General features: G+C 36.8%; 16 protein-coding genes. 13 read left to right on the top strand and 3 right to left on the bottom strand.

Features of this window, described 5'->3' with window-relative positions; all coding sequences use genetic code 11:
• Positions 1-21: 21 nt before the first annotated feature.
• Together A5889_RS07175 and A5889_RS07170 are read left to right on the top strand one after the other, a co-directional pair.
• Positions 22-1062, top strand: coding sequence for a zinc-binding alcohol dehydrogenase family protein (locus tag A5889_RS07175; protein ID WP_087640772.1), 1041 nt, complete (start codon positions 22-24; stop codon positions 1060-1062).
• A gap of 42 nt (positions 1063-1104) precedes the next feature.
• Complete coding sequence (locus tag A5889_RS07170) at positions 1105-1596, top strand: LURP-one-related/scramblase family protein (protein WP_087640773.1); 492 nt, start codon at positions 1105-1107, stop codon at positions 1594-1596.
• A 202-nt stretch (positions 1597-1798) separates the two neighbouring features.
• Here the strand turns inward: A5889_RS07170 and A5889_RS07165 are convergent, their stop codons facing one another.
• Positions 1799-3760: a MucBP domain-containing protein gene (locus tag A5889_RS07165; protein WP_087640774.1), complete on the bottom strand. Its 1962-nt coding sequence runs from the start codon at positions 3758-3760 to the stop codon at positions 1799-1801.
• A 277-nt stretch (positions 3761-4037) separates the two neighbouring features.
• Between A5889_RS07165 and queG the strand changes: the two genes are divergently transcribed.
• Together queG and A5889_RS07155 are read left to right on the top strand one after the other, a co-directional pair.
• The gene (queG, locus tag A5889_RS07160) at positions 4038-5183 is read left to right on the top strand and encodes a tRNA epoxyqueuosine(34) reductase QueG (RefSeq protein ID WP_087640775.1); all 1146 of its coding nucleotides are present in this window, start codon (positions 4038-4040) and stop codon (positions 5181-5183) included.
• Between the two features lie 25 nt (positions 5184-5208).
• Positions 5209-5847, top strand: a complete 639-nt coding sequence (locus A5889_RS07155) for a lactate utilization protein (protein ID WP_087640776.1) — start codon at positions 5209-5211, stop codon at positions 5845-5847.
• Positions 5848-5922: 75 nt separating this feature from the next.
• Here A5889_RS07155 and A5889_RS07150 read toward each other — a convergent pair whose 3' ends face one another.
• Both A5889_RS07150 and A5889_RS07145 read right to left on the bottom strand, forming a co-directional pair.
• Positions 5923-7698 (bottom strand): ABC transporter ATP-binding protein, encoded by a 1776-nt coding sequence (locus A5889_RS07150; RefSeq protein WP_087641533.1) that lies wholly within the window; start codon positions 7696-7698, stop codon positions 5923-5925.
• Between the two features lie 27 nt (positions 7699-7725).
• The gene (locus A5889_RS07145; RefSeq protein WP_087640777.1) at positions 7726-9450 is read right to left on the bottom strand and encodes an ABC transporter ATP-binding protein; all 1725 of its coding nucleotides are present in this window, start codon (positions 9448-9450) and stop codon (positions 7726-7728) included.
• 101 nt (positions 9451-9551) lie between these two features.
• On the opposite strand from A5889_RS07145, the gene A5889_RS07140 reads away from it, so the two are divergent.
• From A5889_RS07140 to A5889_RS07100, 9 genes are all read left to right on the top strand, one after another.
• Positions 9552-10316 (top strand): MerR family transcriptional regulator, encoded by a 765-nt coding sequence (locus tag A5889_RS07140; protein ID WP_087640778.1) that lies wholly within the window; start codon positions 9552-9554, stop codon positions 10314-10316.
• A 78-nt stretch (positions 10317-10394) separates the two neighbouring features.
• Entirely contained in the window at positions 10395-10727 is a 333-nt protein-coding gene (locus tag A5889_RS07135; protein WP_087640779.1) for a thioredoxin family protein, read from the top strand.
• Between the two features lie 125 nt (positions 10728-10852).
• Positions 10853-12193 carry a metallophosphoesterase gene (locus A5889_RS07130; protein ID WP_087640780.1) on the top strand — a complete coding sequence of 447 codons (1341 nt, stop codon included), beginning with the start codon at positions 10853-10855 and terminating at the stop codon, positions 12191-12193.
• A 258-nt stretch (positions 12194-12451) separates the two neighbouring features.
• Complete coding sequence (locus A5889_RS07125; RefSeq protein ID WP_087640781.1) at positions 12452-12829, top strand: OsmC family protein; 378 nt, start codon at positions 12452-12454, stop codon at positions 12827-12829.
• A 39-nt stretch (positions 12830-12868) separates the two neighbouring features.
• Positions 12869-14509, top strand: coding sequence for a peptide ABC transporter substrate-binding protein (locus tag A5889_RS07120; RefSeq protein WP_087640782.1), 1641 nt, complete (start codon positions 12869-12871; stop codon positions 14507-14509).
• 178 nt (positions 14510-14687) lie between these two features.
• The gene (locus A5889_RS07115; RefSeq protein WP_087640783.1) at positions 14688-16619 is read left to right on the top strand and encodes a heavy metal translocating P-type ATPase; all 1932 of its coding nucleotides are present in this window, start codon (positions 14688-14690) and stop codon (positions 16617-16619) included.
• A 161-nt stretch (positions 16620-16780) separates the two neighbouring features.
• Complete coding sequence (locus A5889_RS07110) at positions 16781-18304, top strand: helix-turn-helix domain-containing protein (RefSeq protein WP_087640784.1); 1524 nt, start codon at positions 16781-16783, stop codon at positions 18302-18304.
• Positions 18305-18744: 440 nt separating this feature from the next.
• Positions 18745-19845 carry a tyrosine-type recombinase/integrase gene (locus tag A5889_RS07105; protein ID WP_087640785.1) on the top strand — a complete coding sequence of 367 codons (1101 nt, stop codon included), beginning with the start codon at positions 18745-18747 and terminating at the stop codon, positions 19843-19845.
• A 296-nt stretch (positions 19846-20141) separates the two neighbouring features.
• The gene (locus A5889_RS07100; RefSeq protein WP_087640786.1) at positions 20142-20840 is read left to right on the top strand and encodes a winged helix-turn-helix domain-containing protein; all 699 of its coding nucleotides are present in this window, start codon (positions 20142-20144) and stop codon (positions 20838-20840) included.
• The last annotated feature ends 116 nt before the right edge of the window (positions 20841-20956 follow it).

Raw genomic sequence — 20956 nt, 5'->3', positions numbered from 1 at the left:
ACTAAAGGGAGGAAACACAAGATGAAAGAGAATGATCTGATGAAGGCTGTGGGCTTTTTTGAGGGGCTTCCGATCGAAGCTGCGGATAGCTTTGTCGATAGTGAGATACCGATCCAGCCTCTTGAACCACATGATCTTTTAGTACAGGTTAAAGCAGTTTCTGTAAACCCAGTGGATACGAAATTACGGCAAAAGAGTAAAAAGACAGAGCAGCTAACTATATTAGGCTTCGATGCTATTGGAGAGGTCGTGGATATTGGTAGTGAAGTGACAGCATTTAAAGTTGGTGATCGAGTGTTTTATGCAGGCACGACGAAACGAGCAGGCAGCAATCAGGAATACCAACGTGTAGATGAGCGAATCGCAGCATCAGCACCAGCTTCATTGAGTGATGCCGAGGTCGCGGCTTTACCTTTGACTTCATTAACAGCCTATGAATTACTCTTTGAAAAATTTGGGCTGCTCCCTAAAGAAAATGGCAATCAAGGGAAAACCATTCTAGTGATCAATGGGGCAGGTGGTGTAGGATCGATTTTGACTCAGTTGGCAAAATGGTCTGGTATGACAGTCTATGCAACAGCAAGTCAGGCGAAATTTGATTGGTTAAAAGACCACGGAGTGGATCATCCTTTAAATTATCATGAGGATCTTAAAGTAGAGTTAAACAAGCTTGGAATCGAAACGATCGATTATGCAGCTGTCCTTTTTGATGTTAAGCCCTATTTTGAACTGTTGACAGAACTAATTACTCCATTTGGACATCTCGGAACGATTGTTGAATTCGAAGGATCGGTAGATATCAAACAATTAAAAAATAAATCGATCAGCTTCGACTGGGAATACATGTTTGCAAAAACAGATAACGATTACCAGATTGAAAGTCAGGGAAAGATTCTAGCTAAGATCGCAGAGTTGATCGATCAAGGGAAGCTGACAACGACACTTTGGCAAAACTATGATACTGGGATCAACGCAGACAATCTAAGAAAAGCAACAGCTGAAGTGGAATCGGGGCATACTCAAGGGAAAATAGTGATCAGCGGAGCGTTTAATGGGAATTAAAAGAAAATAAATGTAAGAGCACATAAAAAAGGAGAGCGTTTAATGAAGAAGCTCTATATTAAACAAAAAGTATTTAGTCTAGGTGGGCATTTTTCGGTAAAAGATGAGCATCAGGAAGATCGATATATGGTCGAAGGAAGTTTCCTGTCGATCCCTAAAGTGTTTACGATCAAGGATCTGAATAATCAGGTGATTGGCACGATTACCAAAAAGGTCTTTAGTTTCTTACCTAAATTTTTTATAGCAGTCGATGGAAAGGAAGAAATGGTGATTGAAAAGCAGCTGACGCTTTTCAAAGCAAAATATCGAATAGAGTCTGAAAGTCTGGCGATTCAAGGTGATTGGTGGGGGAAGCATTTTGAAATTTCACAAAATGGAGAGGTGGTCGCAGCGGTCAATGAAAAGTGGTTTACGTGGGGCGATACCTACGAAGTTGAAATTTATGAGCAGTCTCTTGAACATACGATTATTTTAGTTGTCATCGCAATCGATTTTGTTAAACAGGAAGAAGCAGCAAGTTCCAGCTCCTCCTGAAAAAAAGAAAAAGGGACTGGGACATAACTCTACGAGTTACAACCCAGTCCCTTTTTGAAAACGAATAAACGGTGGAAGCAGAAGTAACTCCTTCGGAAATAAGCTGAAATTCACAAAAATTTGAAGAGCAATTTTCGTGAACTTCAGCTTATTTCTCGGAGCTAAACACTTCTGTCCCATCCTCTTTTTGACTAAACAAACATTATTTTTCTTGTCGTACCTTTGTTAACATAGCTAGCGTATTAACAATAACCAGCAGCGTTAAACCTAACCATAACCAGCCAGAGTTGCTTTGTTCTCCTGTTGCCGGGAATTTTTTGCCAGTTATAGTATTATTTAGTACTTTAGTTGTTTTTTGAAGTGTTGCTGGATTATTTCCCTCTTTAGTTGGCGATTTAGTTGGTGCTTTTTCAGTTGGACTGACGGGTTCCTTTGGCTCAGAAGGAGTCGTAGGAACAACGGGCTCAAGTTTGCCATCTTTTATTGCGTAAACATAAGTAACGACCTGATCTTCTTTAGTAAATAGCCCCGTTTCATTTCCTTTGACCTCTTTAAACACGTAGCCGTCAATTGCTATTTTTTCTGTAGAAAAGCTGTCGCCTACAGTTCCCGATAAGATAAAATCATCTTTTAGTGTCTGATTATCATTATCGACATAATGAACGATGACACGCCCAGTTTTTTCAATGATCGGATCAGGTATTTTTTTATAAATGAAAGTGACGACTTGTTCTTGATCAGAAAAAACACCTGATTTCTTCCCAATCGTATCGATCAACTCATATCCAGAAATTTCTTTGCTAGGAATATCAAAGGATTCACTGACCAAACCGTTCAAAGTTTCACTCGGCAACAATTCTTTTCCAGTGTCGTCTTGATAGTTGATAGTGACAGGCTTACCGTCTTCAACTACATTGAATTGGTGAAGATATGTTCCAGAGGAGATCGCATAAAAACTGTATCCATCTGGTTTTGCATAAGAGCCTGCGGGATTATTCAAACGAGCATTATATTCAAAACTATGGATTCCAGTAAACTCTTCTGTGCTTACCCCTGAAATCGTAATGCCCAGATCCGTAATTTGCAACCGAGATGCTGGTAGTTGCTCGCCGTTAAAATCAAAGTAAGTATTACTTGCAGAGTTTGATGTAGTAAATGGCGGAGCAATACCATCGAAATTCGTCATTCGATTTGGCATCATTGAAAAAGGAATAAATAGTATTTCATTTTCTGCATCATAATCTAGTGTTGACCGACCAATCGTTGTCGGCGGATCATTTCTTCCTGTATTTTGACCGAAAGCAGCTAGGTCAGAAAGTACAGGGAAATCATTGATGACTGTAAAATCAGTGATACCACAAAACTGAACGGAAAGGGACGTTAAATTTGGTAGAGCTTTTAATGGTTCAATTGTTGTGATGGCCATATTTGAATCAAGATAGATTCGTTTTAAATTCGTCATTTGGGCGATCTTCGGTAAGACATCATTATCGATACTTGTACTTCCTAAAGAAAGATTTGTAATACCTGGGCTATTACGCAAATCCGGAAAATTTGTACTGTTTAAGCTAGTTGTTTGAAGTGTCACATAAGTTAATGCTGTCAATTGTTCTAGCGGACTAAAATCTGTGATCGCGTTATTAGTATTGATATAGATCGTTGCTAGATTAACAGCAGTTTCTAACCCAGAAAGACTGCTGATTTGAGCAGAGCTTAAGGAAAGATAAGTCAATTTTTCCATATCTGTTTGTGTCAGCTCACTGTCAGCTGGCAATCCCAGAGATTTTAGGATATCTTGTTTCAAAAATGGATCAGCAATCGTTATCGTGTCGGCACTAAATGCTGCCGCTTTAGGCATAAGTTCATCTGAAGAAATAGTTGACTCTACTGTGGAAGAGCTAGTTGTTTCCTCCGTAGCAGGTGTTGGCTCAACGGGTTCTTCAGTACTTGAAGTTTCTGTAGAATCAATCGTGGTTTCACTAGTAGATTCGATCGTCTCTTCACTTTCCTGTGTTTGCATAGTTGTCTCTTGATCAGATTCAACGGTAAAATCTTCCGCAAAAACAACAGTCGGCGTTAGGAGAATCGGGGCTAGAAGTGAAAGTAGCAAAAAGCTGTGTATTACTTTTTGCTTATGTTTTGCTGATAAATTTGTTCTTTTCATATGTATTTCCTCCATGATTCATGATAAAGTGTGTGTGAACGGCAAAAATGCCATTAAATCATTTTATCATATTTATATATAAAAATTCATTTTTTATTTATAAAATATATTATTTTTTTGTTTTAATGTAATTAGAAGTCGTTCTGATCCTTGTTTTATAAGTTTTTTAGAACATTAAAAAAAGATAAAATTATTGATTTAAAAAAATAAAATGGTGAGGATTTTTATTTAGAGTTTGTTATTTCTTTCAATAAGTATGTTAGGGAAGAGGAGAACTATGTCACTAAAACAGAAGATTATTGCGGAAAGTCAGCGCTTAGGTATCGATAAAATCGGTTTTGCTTCTGCTGAGCCATTTTATGAGTTGGAAGATTCGCTAAACGAACAGCGAGCTCTTGGGTTTAATTCTGGCTTTGAGCATCAAGTAATAGAAGAACGAATCTACCCTGAGAAAACGTTCGAGAATCCTAAAACGATTATTTCAATTGCCTTAGCCTATCCCACAAAAATCAGCGGAAAGGTTCCTCGTGATGAGAAACGAGGGATGTTTGCCAGAGCTTCGTGGGGCATCGATTATCATGAGGTATTGAAGGATCGTTTAGCTAAATTGATTGATTTTATTCAGTCTCAAGCTGAAGATCTGGAAGAAGCAGAAAATTGGCGTTTTGCTCCTCAGGTCGATACAGGGGAATTAGTTGATGTAGCTGTTGCACAAAGAGCCGGACTTGGTTTTATTGGGCGAAATGGATTATTGATCACAGAAGAATTTGGTTCTTTTGTTTATTTAGGCGAAATCGTGACGAATATTGATTTTGAAGTCGATGAGCCGGTCCCGTTTGGTTGTGGTGATTGTACGCGCTGTGTCACAGCTTGTCCGACACAAGCTCTTTTAGGAAATGGCAGCATGAACGCTAAAAAATGTTTATCCTATCAGACCCAAACGAAGGATATGATGCCTGAAGAATATCGTAAGAAGATGCACAATGTCATTTACGGCTGTGATATTTGTCAGTTGGTTTGTCCTTATAATAGAGGGAAAAACTTCCATTTTCATGAAGAGATGGAGCCAGAAGTTGACATTGTTTATCCTAAGTTAAAACCTATGCTGAGTCTATCAAACAAAGAATTCAAAGAAACCTTTGGACATCTTTCTGGATCGTGGCGTGGGAAAAAACCGCTACAGCGTAATGCATTGATCGCCTTAGCTAATTTGGGAGATCGTAGTGCTTTACCTGAAATTTTATTATGTGCAAAAGAAGATGTTCGGCCGGTTATTCGAGGGACTGCTGCTTGGGCTATCGGAAAATTAGGGATTAAAGAAGCCGAAAAATGGTTGACCGTTCTACAGGAGTTGCTTGAAAAAGAGACAGATGATAGCGTCATCAGTGAAATAAACAAGGCGATCGGATACTTGAAGCGATAAACTGAACATAAGGAAGGAGAGTAAGATGAACTACCAAGAAACATATCAAGAGACACGAGCAAAATCCATTAGCAAAAAATTAACTCGTAGAAATTTCAATGTGTTGATTTGTCGTACTTTAACTGAGGCTAAAGAACAAGCGTTAAGCTTGATCGAAGGGGATAAAACAGTCGCTTTCGGAGGATCTCAAACCTTAGGAGAAGTTGGAATCATCGATGCCCTTTACGAAAGAGAACAGCTGATCATCGATCGTGGTTTAGCTGAGAATCTCGAAGAACGTCATCGATTGATGAAGCAGTCTCTTTTAGCGGACTATTATCTCACAAGCGTTAATGGAATCAGTGAAGATGGTGTATTAGTAAATATCGATAATATTGGTAATCGGGTGGCAGCATTGACTTATGGGCCTGATAAGGTGATTGCTTTTGTAGGGGTCAATAAGGTCTACGGCAGTTTAGAAACGACCATTGAAATGGTGAGAAAAAGAACAGCACCACTAAATTCATTTCGCTTAGAATTACAGACGACGCCTTGTGTCAAAACAGGAAATTGTGGAGATTGCTTAAAAGAAGAATGTATTTGTAATATCATTTCGTTGACTCGTCGTTCAGCACTCACTGATCGTATTCATATTTTTTTGATTCTGGAAGAAGCAGGATTTTAAGAAAATAAAAGACTGGAATAAAAAGTCTAGCTCCAATGCATAAGAGCTAGACTTTTATTCCAGTTTTTTTGAGTACTAAGTTTCTTGAAATTGGCTATTATATAAAGAAGCGTAAAGTGAAGGTTGTGCAAGTAATTCCAAATGTGTTCCTTTCTCCACGATGTCGCCGTCTTTCATTACTAAGATCAAATCTGCATTTTCGATTGTGGACAAGCGATGTGCGATCACAAAACTAGTTCTATTGTTCGTTACTTCGTCCATCGCTTTTTGGATATGAGCTTCAGTTCGTGTATCTACACTGGAGGTTGCCTCATCTAAAATAACTACTGGCGGATTCGCTAAAATGATTCTGGCAATCGTCAATAGTTGTTGCTGTCCTTGTGACAAAGAGCCATTTTCACTAGAAATAATTGAGTCGTATCCATTAGGCATAGTACGGATAAAATGATCACATTGAGCAATTTTAGCAGCTTCGATGATTTCTTCTCGAGTTGCATCCATTTTTCCATAGGCAATATTATCAGCGATCGTTCCTTCAAATAGCCAAGTATTTTGCAGGACCATCCCGAACATCCCACGTAAATTACTTCTTGAAAGGTCTGTGATATCCACACCATCAAATGTAATGCGGCCGCTATTCAACTCATAAAAACGCATCAGTAAATTCACTAAAGTTGTTTTGCCTGCCCCAGTCGGACCGACGATCGCGACCATTTGTTTTGGCTTGACAGCAAAATCAACTTGGTTCATCAAGATTTTTTCTTTCGTATAACCAAATTTTACCTGTTCAAAAGTGATCTTACCAAGAGGCTGCTCGATCCTTTTTGGCACTGGATTTTCGGGAACCTCTTCTTTTTCATCTAGAATCTCAAAGATTCGATCGACTGCGGCTAAGGCTGCCTGGATCGAATTGATCACATAAGAAGCGGTTGAAATTGGTTCGGATATTTGATTGATATACTGTAAGTAAGCTTGAAGCAAACCGATAGTGATCGTTCCTTGTAAGACTAAAAATGCTCCAAAAATCCCGCTGATGATGAAGGCCAGCTGATTGATCAAGCGAATCGCAGGATAAATCGCAAAATTCATAAATTGAGCATTTAAAAACGCCTGATAGTGCTTTTGATTTGTCTCAAAAATGACCTGTTTAGCCTGATTTTGCTGGTTGAATGTTTTGGTCACTAAATTCCCTGATAAAAATTCCTCGGTTTTATTATTTAGGTTCCCTAGTTCCGCTTGACTTTTTTCCGCTAAAACTTTGTTTTTATTGGCAATTTTTCCGGTCAAGTAAGAACTGCCCGCAATCAGTGCAACGACGATCAACGTCAATTTTACATCAATATAAAACAGCATGACTCCAGCAAAAACAATGGTTGAAATTGAGGTGAAAAACTGGTTGATCCCAGTCAGCAATACTTGTGAAAGCTGATTTAAGCTGGTCGTCGTTCTGCTTAAAATATCACCGACCTGATGCTGATCAAAAAATGACATCGGTAAAGCTTTGAATTTCTTAGCGACTTCTTTTCTCACACGCAAGGTGATCTTTTCGCTTAAAGAAGCCATCACACGTTCTTGGATAAAGGATGTGAGACTGCTGAAGAGCGAAAAGACGATCAAGATCAAAACGGGTATCAGCAATGCTTCCTTTACTTGAGCAAAGGTGATTTGACCGATTCCGTATGTGCCGATCAATTTGAGTAAATCATCGATTGCGATCCCCATGATGAAAGGCATTGCGATCACTAAAGCATTTCCGATCAAGCTGCAGATGATCAATCCAAAAAATATCGGGCGCTCTTTACTGATCAACTGAAAGAATCGTTTAAATGTTTGTTTATTTACTTTTTCCATAGTTTCCATAAAAAGGACTCCTTTCCTTTATAGTCCCTGTGAGTGGGCGAACTCTTGATAGGTTTGATTGTTTTTCAATAATTCTGTATGTGTTCCTTGACCAACGATTTTTCCTTCATCTAAAACGATGATCGTATCTGCCTGTTGGATCGTACTTAAGCGTTGCGCTACGATCAGTAATGTTTTATCTGACATTTCTTCTTTTAAGGCTTTTCTTAAGGCAGCATCCGTTTTGTAGTCCAATGCTGAAAAGCTGTCGTCAAAAATATAAATATCAGCAGGTTTGATCAATGCCCGAGCAATGCACAAACGCTGCCGTTGTCCGCCAGAAAAGTTCGTCCCACCTTGAGCAACAAATGAATCATAGCCATCTTTTAGGCCTGAAACGTAATCGTAAAGTTGAGCTATTTTTGACGCATGATCCATTTCCTGAACGGTTGCATCAGGGTGTCCCATCGCTAAATTACTCTTGATCGTTCCGCTGAATAAGAAAGCCTTTTGAGGAACATAGCTGATTCTAGAGCGCAGTTCTTCTTGAGTTAATGAGCGAATATCGATCCCATCGAATAAAATTTTCCCCTGCGTCACATCACTTAGCCTCAATAATAATTTAGCTACAGTACTTTTCCCAGAGCCGGTACCACCAACGATCGCCGTTGTTTTTCCTCTAGGGATAGTGAAATGGATATCTTCTAAAACAGGTTCATCTGCTTGCTCGTAGTTGAATGTCACATGTTCCACTTTGATTAGATCTGTACCTGTGTGTTCTTTCTCTTCGATGGTTTGTGGTTGCTTTGAATCACGAATCTCTTCTTTGGTGTTCAAGATTTCTTCAATTCTTTTGACAGATGCAAAAGAACGAGGCATCATGACTAAAACCATGGCAGCGATCATCAAGTAAGCAAGTGTTAATAAAGCATATTCGACGACAGCTGAGACCGTTCCGATTTGAAGTGTTCCAACTGCGACTAAATGTCCGCCGAACCAAAGGATCGAAGAAAAAACGACGCCCATTAATAAAAAGGCGATCGGCGTGATAAAAGAAAAAATCCGGTTGACTCGAATCATGCCCTCTGCATATTCTGAAAAACGTTTATTTGTCCGTTCTTCTTCATGGTCTTGATTATTGAACGCTCGAATCATGTTGATACCTGTAAAAAATTCCCGTAAAGTAACGATCACCTGGTCCATCTTTGGCTGAATAGCTAAAGAAAGCGGCGTTCCTTTTTTCATCAATAAGTAGACGATCAAAGCAAATACCAAAATCGCGACTAACGGCACAAGCGCTAAAGTTTCTGAATAAGTGAATGTCATGTACAAAGAAAAGACAGCAATGATCGGTGCAGGTAAGATCAATTGTAAAAACAATACGATCATTTGCTGGATATTATCTATATCGTTTGTCATTCTTGTCAGTAAAGAGCCAGTTCCCACTTTGTCTGCATCTTTTATTGAAAAAGCCTGAACCTTATCAAAAAATAACGTCCGAATTTCAAAGCCGAACTTTGCTGCAACTTTAGCGGAAAGGTAACTCCCTAAAATAGCAGCCAATGCACCAAAAATAGCCGTGACCAGCATTTGGATACCGATCGATTTGATGGTTTGTTCACTTCCGCTGGCGATACCGACATCGATCAAACGAGCGACTAATAACGGTACACCTAATGTCCCGATGATTTGCAGACACAAGAAAAATACGGTCGCAGCAATCAATTTGACATTTTTCTTCATAAAAAATTGAATGATGTTCATTGTAATTTCCTCCTTTTCATCAATCCTAAACGATTCTACACCTTCAAGTTACTTGAATGTCAATGCTTTTTAGTTATAATTAAAAGAAAGAAGGTGAAGCAATGGATAAGGAAAAATTACTGACAGTTGGACAAGTCGCTGAAATCATGAAAATACCTAAATCAAAGATCCGTTATTGGGACGATATGAACCTTTTGACCTCCTCCAGAAATACAGAAAATGGGTATCGGATGTTTGATATGGAAGACTTATTGACGATCAGTGATATTGATTTTTATCGCAGATTGGATATCCCTATTAGCAAAATGACCAACCTTTATCGTAAATCGCCTGAGGAGTTATGGTCTATTTTGGATGAGACGCAACATCGAATAGCCTCTGAATTAGCTGAATTGGAGAAAAGGTATCAAGGAATCAAACGTAGAAAAAATCAGTTAGTTCAATTGTTTGAATTAAAGGAAGAATTATTAAGTGATGGCGAACTTGATGTAAAGCGGATCATTGCATTTGATTTAAAAGATCCAAATGAATTACAAACATATATCGAAAACCCTTCAAGCTTAGTTGTTTATATCGATCCTCAACATGAAGCAGACATTATTTATGGTTTTGCTGCTGATGACGGTGAATTTATGGATGAACCGAAAATTTGGCAGAGCGAATCCAAACAAACGGAGACTTATAAACAGTTTTTATTGACCATCCGTTCTGAAGAGCCGACAGTCAATAATTTTTACCCGATCAAAGAAAAATTGATCGAACAAGGGTTTCAAACGGGCAGAGTGATCGGACGGTATATCATGACTGCAGAAGATGAAGAAGGTTTTTACACGGATTATTACAAAGCTTGGGTCGAAGTGATGTAAGTAGGCTAAGGCAGAAAAGTCGATAAAGAGAAGCCAAGGTGTTAAGATGTAGCCAAATAAAAAAAGGATGAAACAAAAATGGAAAAACTACAAACGATTCAAGAAGTAACCGCATTTATCAATGAAAACCATCTCACATTTTTATACGTTTCACAAAAAAATTGTTCGGTATGTCACGCACTTAGACCTAAACTGAGTGAGCTGTTAAAGAACTATCCTGCAATTAAATTACATGAAGTAGAAGCGGATAAAGTAAAGGAAATATCAGCTGAATATTTAGTTTTTTCAGCACCGGCGTTGCTCTTTTTTGTAGATGGCAAAGAATACTTGCGTGATGGCAGGTTTGTTCAGTTTAAAAAACTGGAAGCTGCATTAGAAAAAGTTTATTCATTTGAAGAGAGTTTACTTTAAGCGGAACCAACAGATAGAGTATTAGCGCTCAATTGATTTCAACAAACTGAGATCAAGAGGCGCTTTTTTTTATAAAAAAGGATAAAATGGAACAGAACATAGTTGAAAGAATGGAGAAGCAGTGAATGAAAAAGACAATGGTTGCTCTAATCGCATGCATTTTAGTAATAGTAGGAGCAGTCATCTATTCAAATGCAGGACAAAAAGAGCAAGAAGAGACATTATACAACAAATCTGAAGTCGAATTTTGGGTGTTGAGTGACCCACACTATTTAGATAAGAGCCTAACAGATTCAGGTTCAGCTTTTGAAAAAATCAAACAAACAGCTGCCGGTAAAGAGCTGGATTATCAAAAGGAAAGTTGGCAGGCATTTGTAGCAACTGCCATCCAGAAAAAGCCAGATATGATCATTATTACAGGGGATCTTACCTTAAATGGTGAAAAAATCAGCGCAGAAAAATTAGCCGATTTTCTAACACAATTAAAAGCTGCAGGAATCGATGTGTATGTGATTCCGGGAAATCATGATATCAATGATGGCTGGGCTAGAAAATTTGTTGGAGAAAAGCAAGAAAGAACAAAATCGATCACAACGGCTGATTTTAAAGAAATCTTTGCCGATTTTGGCTATCAAAATGCGACAGATCATGATAAACAGTCACTTAGTTATTCTGTTGCGGTCAATCAAAATTATGATTTTCTTTTTCTAGATTCAAATATTTATCCAGAAGACACTGAACCGCAAACAAGACCAGCAACGGGTGGTACGATCAAAGGAACAACAATGGCATGGACTAAAGAACAATTGGAAAAATCAAAAAAAGCACAGAAAAAGACGTTCGTTTTCATGCATCATAATATCTATGCTCATAATGAATTGCTGTCCAACGGCTTTGTGATCAACAATGCAGACGAATTTAAGCAAGTATTAGCTGACTATCAAGTTCCTGTTGTGTTCTCAGGTCATATTCACGCACAAGATATCATGACAAAGACAATCAATGATCATGAATTAACAGAAATTGCCTCAAGTTCATTTTCGATCACCCCTCAAGGATATGGTATTGTGAAGCTAAAGGGAGATCATATAGACTATCAAAAAGCCAGCAATGATGTAGATGCTTGGGCAAAAGAAACGAAAAATAAGATCCCGGAAGTTCAGAATTACTCAGCGTATCTTGAAACGCTTTTTATGAAAGATGGTAAAAAATTGGGTTATAGTCAATTATTGAATGCCGGATTGACCGATGATCAAGAACTTGATACGGCCGCAGAATTTATTGGGCGTATGAATGTCCGCTTTTTCTCGGGTAATGATTTTTGTACAGATGAAGAAGCAGCAAAAATCAAAGAGGAACCAGGCTACCAAATCATCGAAAAGCACAGTAAATTTCTAAAAGAATATATTGATTCGATCATACAAGATAAAAATCAAGACGATAACCATTACACGAATACTAAATGAATCTATTATGAGAAGCTGAGATAAAAGTGTTTATTTCCTAATGGACAGCTTTTTTGTCCTCGTTTATTCGGGTTTAAAGTGTAAAAAAGCTGATTTTTAGCTTTATTTGCACTCTTTTAAGTATAGAAAATTAAAAAAGTCATGATAGCCTTTCCTTATCATACCTCGAGATTAACTATTATCAGTTTCTCCATTTTTGTACTATCATAGTAAGATAAAGCGTAAAAAGTAAGTGAACAAGAAAGGGAGCGGGAAAAAATGCAATTAGTATCAGGAGAAAAAGGGTTTGAGCTAGTACATGAAAGTGGTAACTGGTTGATGAAAAAAGATCTTGGTTTTTCACCAGTTGAAATGTTGGTTGCATCGATCGGTGGATGCGGTGCGTATGTCTACGAAAAAATTTTAACAAACTCTACCATAGATTTTACGATCAAGTCAGTAGATATTTCCTATGAACGTACGGAAGATAAACCTGCTAAGCCATTGAGCCAAGTAACGATCCTCTTCATGATCCAAGTACCAGAAGAAGCACAAGGAAAAGCTGAACGTGCGTTAAAATTAATTGGGAAAAACTGTCCTGTGATGCAGTCTCTAGATCCAGCAATCGAAGTTATAGAGAAAGTTCAATTCATTTAATCAAATAAACTTTTTTGAGAAAGAGAAAGTAGGAAGCAAATGAAAAAGTTTTTTATTATCAGTTCGATCATCACAGGAATTTTTTTGACAGGCTGCTCAACGACCGATCAATCAGCAAACAATGAAAAAGAGAAAGCAATCGTTCGTTTTACTGAACCAGCTGAGCTTTTGACTCTTGATACGACACAAGAAGAAGATTTCACTAGCTTCAATGCACAGAATCAGATATTGGAAGGGCTGTATCAATTAAATGATAAAGATGAAGTGATTCCAGCAGTTGCTGAAAAGCTTCCAGAAATCAGTGAAGACAAACAAACCTATACGATCAAATTAAGAAAAGATGCGAAATGGTCAAATGGCGAGACAGTAACATCACAAGATTTTTTATATGCATGGAGACGTGCAGTGACACCCGAAACGGCACCATCCTATGCCAGTTTGTTTGTTTCAACGATCAAAAATGCTGATGACATTTATCAAGGGAAAGTAAAACCCGAAGAATTAGGCGTAGAAGCGCCAGATGCCTATACATTAGTTATTCATCTGATCAAGCCGATACCATACTTTACTTCGTTATTGACCTTTGAAACATTTTTCCCGATCAATCAAGCCTTTGCTGAAAAACAAGGGAGTAATTATGGAACATCTAGTCAAACGACATTATATAATGGACCATTTACTTTAGAAGGCTGGGAGCAAAATTCTGATACATGGCAGTACGTCAAAAATCCGAAATACTGGGATAAAAAGAATGTTCAAGTCGATGAAATCCAGACAACAGTAGTAAAGTCAACCAGTACAGCAGTCAATTTATATCAAACAGATGAACTGGATCGTGTGGTTTTAGATGGGGAGTTTTCAAAGCAATATAAGAATGATCCTGACTTCCAAAATCAAAATGATACAAAAATGGGCTACCTTCGTTTTAATCAAGGAAAAGACAAGCCGCTTAACAATGCTCAGCTGAGAAAAGCCATCTCATTAGCGATCGATCGTAAAACATTTGTTGAGAATGTTTTAGGAGACGGCTCGATCGCAGCAACTGGATTTGTTCCGCAAAATTTTGTCCAAAACCCTACAACAGGTGAAGATTTCCGTGAAGAAAGCGGCATACAGCAGACATTTGATAAAGTAGCGGCACGGGAGGCGCTTGATCTTGCTAAAAAAGAGTTGAACCAATCAGAATTTACGCTAGTTTATTTAGCCAAAGATACTGACATTGAGAAAAAAACAGCAGAATATTTAGCAGGTCAGGTCGCTGAAGTTTTACCTGAAGTCAAATTTGAAATTGCGACTTTACCAAGCAATAATTTGCAGGAGCGCTATTTATCTGGTGATTATGATATCGCATTTGGCCAGTGGATGCCAGATTTTAAAGATGCGATCACTTTTTTAGATATGTTTACATCAACGTCCGGTCTAAATCATGTGAATTATAAGAGTTCAGAATATGATCGATTGATTGAAGCCGCGGTAGCGACCGATGCTGCAGATGAGGAAAAGAGATGGTCTGATTTATTAGAAGCGGAGCATGTATTATTAGGAAAAGATTACGTCGTTGCACCAATTTATCAGCAGCAAACAGCTTTGTTACAAAAGAAAACGATCAGTGGTGTTGTAAAACATAGCTTTGGATCACCCTATAGTTTTAAATATATCCGCGTCAATAAAGCAGAATAATATACTAGAAAAAATATAGAAGAAAGCATGAAACATGTTTTCTTCTATATTTTTTATTTTTCTCTTGACATATGATCAATCGTTCATGTATTATATGTATATGATATATGAACGATTATTCATATGAAAACTAAAGTGAATTTTTTCAGAAAATAATCAATTAAGGAGGCTGGTTACAATGGAAACAACTCATACACAAAAATGCTCAGGAGAACAAGGACACACACATGATCATGGACATAATCATAGCCATGGAAAATCACCCGTTATTTTATTCTTTACAGGTTTGGCATTATTCATCGTTGCTCTTTTTATAAATGAAGGTTCTTTGATCCAAAATATTCTTTTTATCAGTGCTACATTCCTATCTGGATACCACATTATTTTGGAAGGAATCGTTGAGACGATAGAACAGTCTAAAGCAAAAAGAAAATTTGCACCAAATGTCCACATCTTGATGACTTTAGCAGCTTTTGGTGCGATCATCATCGGAAGTTATGAAGAAGCAGCACTGTTGATTTTGATTTTTGCGGCTGCCCATTTTCTTGAAGAATATGCTGAAGGACGTAGTAAAAGAGAGATCACTAATCTATTAAAAATGAATCCAACAGAAGCCCGATTGATCCAAGCTGATGGCAGTGTCAAAACAGTGGACGTTTCTCAATTAAAAATCGGTGACAATCTTCAAGTTTTAAATGGCGATCAAATCCCAACAGATGGCCGTATTTTAACTGGAGCTACCTCTATCGATGAATCATCGATCAATGGTGAAAGTATCCCTAGAGAAAAATCAGTTGGAGATGAAGTGTTCGGCAGCACGATCAATGGTAATGGAACTTTTACGATGGAAGTCACAAAAGACAGCAGTGACACAGTCTTTGCTAAAATCGTTCAATTAGTGAATCAATCTCAATCAAACCTATCTAAAACAGCAACAAAGATCCAGCAGTTGGAACCGTATTATGTGACGATCGTATTGATTTTAGTGCCACTTTTTATTGCAGCTGGACCATTTATTTTCAATTGGTCATGGAATGACAGCTTTTATCGCGGCATGGTTTTTCTAATTTCTGCTTCTCCATGTGCTTTGGCAGCAAGTGCAGTACCTGCAACTTTGTCAGGAATCTCAAACTTAGCTAAAAGAGGCGTTTTATTTAAAGGCGGTTCATACCTAGCTAACCTTGCAACGATCAAATCTGTCGCATTCGATAAAACTGGAACATTGACACAAGGAAAACCTGTTGTGACTGATTTTTACTTTTTAACTGAAACAAATGAACAAGACTATATCGATATCATCATTGCCATGGAAAAAACAGCCAATCATCCTTTAGCCAATGCAATACTAGCTAAATTTACTCCTGCTGAAAAATTAGAGTTACAAGTTGAAAATGAACTTGGAAAAGGCTTAATTACTGTCTTTGACGGAGCAACTTATCAGCTTGGAAAGCCCGAGATCTTTGTAAATACGAACAAACAAATCACGAAACACAATGAACAATACGCAAAAGAAGGAAAAACAGTTGTCTATTTTGCGAAAAATCAAGAAGTCATCGGTTTGATTGCGATGATGGATGTCCCAAATGAACATGCTAAACCAGTCATCAGCTATTTGAAATCACAAGGAATCCATACCACAATGATTACAGGTGATGCAGAACTGACAGGACAAGCAGTTGGGCGCCAAATCGGGATCGACGAAGTTGTGGGAAATGTCTTACCTGAAAATAAAGCAGCGATCGTTCAAGAGCAACAAGCACGCTACGGTAGTGTTGCGATGCTTGGAGATGGTGTAAATGATGCTCCTGCTTTAGTGACAGCAGATATTGGTGTTGCAATGGGAGATGGAACGGATATTGCAATCGATGTTGCTGATGCTGTATTGATGCAAAATGACTTAACAAAATTTAGTTATGCTCATGCCACAGCTAAACGCTTAGATCGTGTCGTTTGGCAGAATATCATCTTTTCTATGTTCATTGTCATTTTGTTGATCACGTTGAATATACTTGGAAAAATGGATATCACGATCGGAGTGATCGCCCATGAAGGGAGCACATTACTAGTAATACTGAATGGGTTACGTTTATTGATCCCGACAAAATCTTAAAAAATAATCGATCTATACGATCAAAGAAGTGATTGGATATGACTCATGAAGTTATATTCAATCACTTTTTGTATTCAACCATTTAAAAAGCAATAATAGAAGAATAAAATGAAATCTGTCTATATAATAAAAGAAAAAAATAGTAAAAAGAGGCGGAGTGAATGGAACAGAATTTGATAATCTCGTTGGAAGAAAATACAGAGTTGAAATTGACCTTACTAGCAATCATGAGAGAGAATGATACTTGGTTGATTGGCGACGAGTTAGGAGAAAAGTTAAATGTCCCTACTAAGAGAGTTCACACACTTATAAGTAGTTTATTGCAAGATTTGATGGATTTTGGATCAGATCAAATTCAATTAACGATCTTAAAAGGAAGAGGGAGCTACTTACAAATAGATGATCCAAAAGAATATGTAAGATTTCGGCAACATCTCATAGAAAGTTCCGTTACATTCCAAATCATTCTTGCAATTGCGACAAATGATGGTCCCACATTAGGGCAACTATCTGTGAATCATTTTGTTAGTGAATCATTAATTAGAAAAAGGATTCACAATGTGAACCAAATGATAAAGAAAAATGAAGTGAAAATTGTAAGTCGTAAAAATCACTATCAGTTTCAAGGCGAAGAAGCACAAATCAGATTCATATTGAATACTATTTTATGGCATCTTTATAGAGGATCAGAATGGACTTTTGATACTATCGATCAAAAAAAACTATTTCAAATACTTCAGGAAATTTGTAAGACGGTGAATCTTCCTATTAAATCTTTGACATTGTATGAAATTGGCTATTCATTTGCTATCAATTTTACTCGGGCGCGTCAAGGATATGCAATCGGCATCAAACCAAAGTGGAAAGCATATCTCTTCTTGTGTGAAGAGATCAATCGCAAAACGAATATTTATCAGGTCTTTTCAGACAGGTACGGATTATCTAGAGAAGAAACAATCTTTTTTTTATTAGAAATACTTTCTAGAAGTAAACTTTATAGAAGTTTAGAAGAACGAACGATAGTCAATCAAAGGAACTTGAATCAGACACCTGCTTATATGGCCTCTGAGCGGTTATTAGAAAAATATGAAGAGGTATTTGGAAAGTTATCCGAACAAAAGCGACAATTGTTTTTTGACTATACCTACCCTTGCCATATTTATGCAGATTTATTCACAAATATTGTCTATACTAGTGCGGGGTATCTTATGTACAGTCAAACAAATAACTATTTTCCTAATTTAAAAAGCAAAGTGAAGAAGCTATTAAGAAATTTGTATCAAGAAACAATGCTAGACTTATTTTTGAACAAGCAATACCTTGCAGATAAATATATTTTGATCTTCTCATTTTTTCAACCAGTGATTCAATATGAAAAGGAACATGTTATTTATGTCGAAACAGATTTGTCAGAAATGCTTGAACAAAAATTAGTCAGTCAAATAAAAAAGAACTTTGACCAATTTTTTAACATAAAAATTTATACAAAGTTAAAGACACTGAAAAAACACCGAGGGAAATTTGATGTTATCATCTCCACAAGCGCTTCTCCAACATTTAAAAAATATACAGATCAAGCACAATACTTTTTAGTGCATCCTGTACTAACTAGAAGAGACATCCAGATGATATCAGATTACTTACATCTATCTTTAGAGAATGCTAAAAAGGGTGAAAGCCTCTGAAAAACTATTTGATTATTGGATAACGGGTGTGATAAATTCAATATATATGTTGTTTTTGTTTTTTATTTATCTAAATTTACTTTTTTAAGGAGATGATATCTCCTTTTTTTTATCGCAAAATATGTTGAGAATCATATAAGATGGTTGAGTTGAGGAAAATGAAAAACACTTCTCGTTCTATATAGGAACGGGAAATGTTATTGGCTAAAATCAAAATAATATTTTTTTTAGAAGAATTTCTTTTATTAAAAAAAACAATCTAGAGTTTTTAATGCGAAATATATCAAAAAAGATAAAAACTTGGTAGCAAAATCATTATAACTCATTTATAAAAGGAAAACTTATCAATTTTTTTGATTATATTTAAAAAAATTGAGAAAAAATTGTTTATTTTTAGCCGTCACAGTAGCCGTCAATTTTTAAAGAGAGGAAGATCACCTATGGCTAAAAAGGGAGAAAATATTTATAAACGAAAAGATGGACGTTGGGAGGGGAGGTATATAAAAGGAAGACGTGCAAATGGCTCTATTTATTATGGGTACGTCTATTCGACCAGCTATAAAGAAGTGAGAAAGAAGTTAGTTATAAAAAAAGCAACAACTTTCTCAGATTTTAATACAACTGAACGTTTTTACGGGACAGTAAATAATTGGCTGGATTATTGGTTAGAATCAGTAGCAGCTGTACAAGTCAAACCAAGTACTTTAGACAGCTACAAAAGCAAAATAGACTGTCATATCAGACCTGCTATAGGTGAAATATTTTTGTCCGAATTGACATCAACAAAAATCGAGAATTTTATTGATCAAACAAAAGAGAAAATATCAACTAGCTCACTTCATGCTGTATTCAGAGTGCTAAAAACAGCTTTGAAATATGCGGAAAAATTGAATTTTGTTCGTAGATCATTATATGAAAACATTCAGTTACCTAAAATAAAAAAAACGAAGATCATTACGATCAATCGTTCAGAACACAAGCGATTAGTAAAAGCGGCAAAAAAATCTCCAGACGGGTTACCAGTATTACTTTCTTTAGAAACTGGAATGAGGATTGGTGAAATTTCCGGATTAAAATGGAGCGATGTAGATTTTGAAAATCAAACGATTTCCGTACAAAGAACATTACAAAGAGTAAGCACTCTTTCCAATGGTGAGTTTAGAACCCATATTATAGAAGAAAAACCAAAATCAGATACATCAGAACGGATAATACCTTTATCGACAGCCCTAGTAAAACGATTGATGAGAGCAAAAAAAACAAGTAAGAGTATCTATGTTGTCTCTAGAGGTGCAAAATTCATAGAACCTCGAACGATTCGTTATCAGTTTAATCGGTTACTAAAGGCTTTAAATCTCCCAAGATGTTCGTTCCATGCACTTCGTCATTCCTTCGCAACACGCTGTTTAGAAAAAGGAGTCAATATTGCAGTTATCAGTTCACTAATGGGACATGCTTCTACAAAAATGACATTAGATATCTACACGAATTCCAATCTAAATGAAGAGCGTTTAGCAGTGGAATCGATCACCTGTATCTAATCTCTAAATTACAAATTCGCCGTCAAGTAAGCCGTCAAAGATTGGGTAACATCCTATTTTATGAGGGTTTATTTGGAAGTTTCCCGTTCCTATATAGAACGAGAATGAAAAAATCAACTTAAATAATAAAAAAATAAAAAAATGCTCTGATACAAATTTTACAATAAAAAATAAAGAATCACTATTTTAGTGCTTACTTATTTTAAGCAGAGAATCAGTAACATCAAGCAGTTGAACTCAGGCAAATTCTAATTGAATTAGTTGAATGTAACTATAAGAAAATAAGGAGGAAGAAAATGTTTAACATAGCAGTAATCAATCATGAAAAGATTGAGAATTCGCGATACATAGGAGTATTAAAAGATAAGCAATATGAGCTACATCATTTTGAACCTAGTGAGTTAGATCAAACGATCAGTACAATGGATGCAATTATTATCAAGGAATCTTCTTTAGAAGAAATTGGTGAAACGTGTGAGTTGATCATTAAGATTAGAAGCATGACTGACAGATTTATTTGGGTGCTTTCTGAAGCATCAACAAAGATCAATCGGATTGTCTATCTACAATTAGGGTCGGATGGTATTTTCGATGATCAGATTGATCCAGATGAATTTGGAATCTATGTTGGGACGACTTTGGAGCGAAGAGTTAAGAAGAGTGAGCCGGCTAAAACTGACGTGATACAGACAGATCAAGAAGAATTGGCTCCGATTGAACTGATCCCTAATAACTTTGCTGTCAATGTTGAAGCCAAAGGGGAAGTTAGTCTGACAAAATTGGAATTTCAAGCGATGGAGATTTTGGTTCGGCGTAAAGGAGATGCCGTTTCTTATGAAGAGATGTATCAGGCAATTTGGGGAGACGAAAAAGGAGATCGCAAATATCGCATTTCTAATTTGGTCTTTCACCTTAGAAAAAAACTTGGGGACGATCCATTTAAGCCAAAGTATATTCGAACAGTTCGCTCAAGAGGATACATGTTATCTATGTGAGTAAGTTTCCCAATTAAATCAGTTTTCTCTTTTTTGACTAGACGCTTAATGTAGCTTTTGGTCAGAAAATTGAAATATATTCGTGCGTTTTTTAGCACAATGATTTTTGAGGAAAG

Source organism: Enterococcus sp. 9D6_DIV0238 (assembly GCF_002174455.2).
Taxonomy (GTDB): domain Bacteria; phylum Bacillota; class Bacilli; order Lactobacillales; family Enterococcaceae; genus Enterococcus_L; species Enterococcus_L dunnyi.
Note: the sequence above shows the minus strand (reverse complement) of the source record. Positions and strands in the feature narration are given on the sequence as shown.